3 protein-coding genes are annotated in these 4,965 nt (G+C 45.4%); all 3 read right to left on the bottom strand.

Features of this window, described 5'->3' with window-relative positions; translation table 11 throughout:
• A partial coding sequence (locus GXO74_11565; protein NOZ62311.1) for a hypothetical protein occupies positions 1 to 3,118 on the bottom strand: 3,118 nt, incomplete at its 3' end.
• On the bottom strand, positions 3,091 to 4,050 hold the full coding sequence (locus GXO74_11560) for a fibronectin type III domain-containing protein (GenBank protein NOZ62310.1): 960 nt from the start codon (positions 4,048 to 4,050) through the stop codon (positions 3,091 to 3,093). The genes GXO74_11565 and GXO74_11560, both read right to left, overlap by 28 nt.
• Positions 4,051 to 4,447: 397 nt before the next feature.
• Positions 4,448 to 4,965 (bottom strand): sigma-54-dependent Fis family transcriptional regulator (locus GXO74_11555; protein ID NOZ62309.1); only part of this gene is annotated, 518 nt, incomplete at its 5' end.

The following is a 4,965-nucleotide window of genomic DNA, read 5'->3' as shown; positions in this document are numbered from 1 at the left end:
CAAAAATATGATTCACGGTCAAAGTGTAAGTGTTTTCGCTGTGCGTCGAAGTCGTCAAGTGCACTGTTCTCAAATCCGCATCCAACCGGGCACTGGAGATTGAAATATTATGATTGATGGAATAGTTACCAATGTTTTCCGCAGCACTTTTTTGTACTGGTTCTGAAAAAATTACGTCCACCTGCGTTTCCGCATCACAGACGACACTCACAATTGTCGGCTGAATTCGATCCACATATTCGTAGCTGATGTGCGCGCCAGCAGTCACTGCATTCGGAGAATCCGCCTTGTCCGCGATATTTGTGAAATTAATCGTGTATTGCCCCGGCGTCTGAACCGTTGTCTGCAGATGCACAATTTTTTCATTCGCATCAAGGGAAACAGAAACAACGGACACATTGCCGTTGATTGCATAATTAGCCGCATTTTCAGCCGAGTTTTTATCCAAAGGCTCGCTGAAAGTAACATCCACATGCGTTTCGTCAGGAGCTTCCGCACTCAACGGCATCGGCGGCGTGCGATCGACGTATTGATAGTCCAGATGGCTATTTTCCGCAATCACATTCGGCGGTGTAGCGCGATCTAAAATTTGCGAAACCGTAAGCCGATAATTGCCCGGGACATGCTCGCTCGTCTGCAAATGCACAATTTCGCCGCTGTCATCCATGTGAGCCGACGACACTTGAATATTATTGTTAATGATGTAATGACTAACATTTTCCGCCGAACTTTGCTGAACCGGTTCGCTGAAATAAACGTCCACGTGCGTCTCGTCCAGCGAAATCACTTGCGTTAATTCGGGCGGAATTTGATCCAGGTATTGATACGTGAACTGACTTCCTTCGGCAATCACATTCGGCGTAGCGGCTCGATCTGTGACATTTTTTACCTCAATCACGTACTGCCCCGGCATGTGAGAACTTGTCCGCAAAAGCACTGTTTTTTGATCTCCTTGCAAAACAGCCGAGAAAACCTGCACGTTATTGCTGATCAAATAATTTCCGCTATTTTGTGCAGTTACCGCATCCACCGGCTCGCTGAAAATAATCTCCACTGCGGTATCCGACAAAGCTTGCGCATTGGTAATTACCGGCGGCGTACGATCCACGTAGGAATAGGCAAAAATGAGTGGCGCTGGAATTTGATTGGGATTGACCGCCCGATCTTTGATTTGGCGAACAGTCAAAACATAGTCGCCGGGCACATGCACCGTTGTCTGCAAACGCACTGTAGCCAAACTTTCATCCAATACGGCGCTTTCTATCTGGATTCCATTATTGACCTGATAATGCGCCGTATTTTCCGCTGAATTTTTCTCCACCGGTTCGGAAAAAGTTACTTCCACTAAATTTTCCAGCGGGGCATCAACATTGACCAGCGCCGGAGGAATTTGATCGATGTACTGATAACTGGCCTGCGCGTTGTCCGCAATACGATTTTTCTGACTGGAATTGTCCTTCACATTGGCAACGGTAATTGTGTAATTTCCCGGCACATGTCCCGATGTCGATAGATGCACGGTTGTCTGATCGGCGTCCAGAGTGGCGCTGTAAACCACAATCCCATCAGAAATCTGGTAGTTAGCGATATTTTCACATGAGTTTTTGTCCATCGGCTCGCTAAAGAAAACATCCACCTGATTATCCGTCAGCGCCTGAGCCGACAAAAACGCAGGGGGCGTATGATCGACATATTCATAATTTTTCACAATCGGTTGGGTAATCGAGTTAGGCCTTGTTGCTCTGTCAGTTACACCAACGACGGTGAGCGAATAACTTCCCTCCTCATGCTTTGTCGTGTGCAAAGAGACCGTTTGATTATCGCCCTGTAAAACAGCCTGCTCAACGACAATGTTCGGACTAATGAGATAATTTCCTGCTGTTTCTGCAGACACGGCTGAAACCGGTTCATTGAATTCCACCTCAATCAAATTGTCCGCCAAAACAGTCAGACCGATGATTCCCGGAGCAAAACGATCGACATATTCGTATTGAAAAATCGTGTTTGCCAAAATTTCATTGGGATGCTGCGCCCGATCTCGGACGTGATTTACGGTCAACTGGTAATTCCCTTCTTGATGCGCATCAGTCGTCAAAATCACTATTTGTGAATTTTCCCCGAACCGCACTGACTGAATTTGTACCGTTGGCGAAATCGAATAATTTGTTTTCAGCAAACCGGACGCTCTTTCGATGGCTTCGCTGAATTGAATTTTCACTGTCGTATCGTTCTCACAAGTAGCACCTAAAATAACCGGTCGAATTTGATCGATATATTTATAGGAGAGAGAACTATTGTCCGCGATCGTATTGGGAGCCTGCGCCCGATCCCGCACACCAGACACATGTAGCATATAATCGCCTTCACTGTGCTTTTCTGTTTGCAAATGCACAATTTTTTCGCTGGCGTCCAAGTCTGCGTTTAAAACGGTAACTTGAGGCGAAATGGAATAATTGGCAGCATTCTCCGCGGAAGACTTTTGCACCGGTTCATTGAAATAAATATCCAGTAGGTCATCGCTGGCAATGGTAATTCCAGTCAATTGCGGCGGAAAACGATCAACGAACTCATAGCTCAATTGATTCTGTCCGGCAATTTCATTCGGCGCTTTGGCACGATCTTTCACTCTAAGCACAGTCAACGTGTACGTTTGCTCCGCGTGAGGCGTGGTTTTCAGAAAGACTCTTTTCACATCACTCGCATCCAGTTGCGCTGAAACCACACCGATACCACCGCTGATGGAATAATTCCCCGCATTCTCGCCGGAACTTTTCTCCACCGGCTCGCTGAAAATCACGACTAAACCACTGTCCGACACCACTTCCACCGACAACAGCGCCGGAGCGATGGTGTCAATGTAGTCATAATCAAAATGACTGCCCGCAGCTATCTCATTGGGACTATTCGCCCGATCCCGCACGTGCTGAACTGTCAGACGGTAACTTTGCTCAACGTGGGGTGTCGTCGTGAGTTCCACTTCTTTGAAATTCGCTTTCAAACGCGCGTTTTTCACCTGTGCGCCTGATTGAATTTGATAATTGGCAATATTTTCCGCGCTGCTCTGTTCCACCGTTTCACTGAAAACGACGTTCAATTTGACATCTGAAAGCACATCCACGCGCACGAGCTGCGGTTTGACGCGGTCGACATATTGGTAATTCGCCTGACTATTTGCAGCAATCTCGTTTGGTTCCGCGGCCCGGTCACAAAAATATGATTCACGGTCAAAGTGTAAGTGTTTTCGCTGTGCGTCGAAGTCGTCAAGTGCACTGTTCTCAAATCCGCATCCAACCGGGCGCTGAAAATTGAAATATTATGATTAATGGAATAGTTACCAATATTTTCCGCTGCACTTTTTTGTACTGGTTCTGAAAAAATTACGTCCACCTGCGTTTCGCTAATCGCCTGCACACCAGCTAATTGCGGAGAATCAGTGTCGAGAACAACATAATCGAAAAATGAGTTCGCCGCGATTGTATTCGGAACAGTTGCTTTATCCTTGATGTTGTTCACAGTAACCCGATAGGCCCCGGGATTGTGGATTGACGTTGTCAATTTCACAGAAGATAAATCTGACAACAATTCAGCGGACAGCACATTAACGCCGGGAGAAATCCTGTAATTTCCCGCATCTTCCGCCGTTGATCTGTCGATGGTTTCACTGAAAAAGATTTTGATGTAAGTTTTGTCTAACACATCGACATTCGTAATCCTCGGCGGATCTGTGTCCGACGGCGGAATGTAAATTTGCACCTCCTCGGAATAACCGCTTTCGTTGCCGGCGTTGTCATAGGCCGTCACCGCAAAATAGTAATTCGTATTTTCTGCTAAATTCAAGACTGTGTAAGTCGTTAACTGCCCCACGTCGATGATTTTGGTGTAATTTCGTGACGCGAGACCATAGTAAATGCGGTAACCCTGTAAATCCGGTTCACTATTTGGACTCCAGGAAACGATCACTTGGGCTGCAAAACTTGTTGAAAAACAAAAAATAAAAATGATCCCCCACAACACGATACGCATTTTGGTGTTTGCCCTTGCTGCCTGCATCTCAATGCCCCTTCTCCGATAAATGTTACAACTATGCACTAACTTATTATTTTTCTTGACAATAATGCTTATTTACTTTATATAAGGCAACATGCATACCAGCTTTTTGCCAACAAGCAACATATTGATTATCAACAAGTTACAAGAAACACCAATGCTAACCTTTCTGATTATCTTACAGGTAGGTATTTCAGAAATGAAATAAAACAGTGATAATTAATTGATTTTAAAAATGTTACAAGGAGAGCCAATTAATTTTAAGAGGGGGTAATTTTTTCCAAATCATAAACTCAAAGCAACTCTTGAATTTGAAAGACAAACGAGGATCAAAAAAATTCGGGCATAAAAAAAGCCCCTCCAAAATCGGAGGAGCTTAGCATGAAGTGAAGGAAAACCGTTACACGTTCTTTTTCCAGCTTGGATGGGTAATGTTGTGAAACTTAATTTTGTAATTCAAAGACCGCGGGGAAATGCCCAGCAATTTTGCCGCATCTTTTTGAATCCATTTGCTCACTTCCAGTGCCTGGTAGATGGATTCTCTTTCCAATTCTTCCAAGTTCAGCGTGTTGAAAGTAATGGTGCTGTTGGCATTTTTTCTTCGCTCGCGACCGCCAGCGGCAAAATAATCTTTCCCGGAAAACGCCAGCGCGTCGCAGTCTATCATTTCTCCGTCATCGACAATCAGCACGGCGCGTTCGATCATATTTTTCAACTCGCGAATATTTCCAGGCCAATGATGATTTTTTAACAGACGCATTGCCTCTTCGGTGTATCCGCGAACCGTTTTTCGAATTTCTCCGCTGAATTTGCGGCGAAAGAACTCGGCGATCAGCGGAATGTCTTCCCGTCGATCTCGCAGTGGCGGCACATTGATGGTGACCACATTCAGCCGGTAATACAAATCCGCGCGAAAAT

This window comes from Calditrichota bacterium (genome assembly GCA_013152715.1).
In the GTDB taxonomy this organism is placed as follows: domain Bacteria; phylum Zhuqueibacterota; class Zhuqueibacteria; order Thermofontimicrobiales; family Thermofontimicrobiaceae; genus 4484-87.
This window is presented reverse-complemented; position numbering and strand designations above follow the sequence as displayed.

Excerpts from the sequence above, each read along its gene's own strand:
- GXO74_11560 (NOZ62310.1), bottom strand. The coding sequence starts at position 4,050 with ATGCAGGCAGCAAGGGCAAACACCAAAATGCGTATCGTGTTGTGGGGG.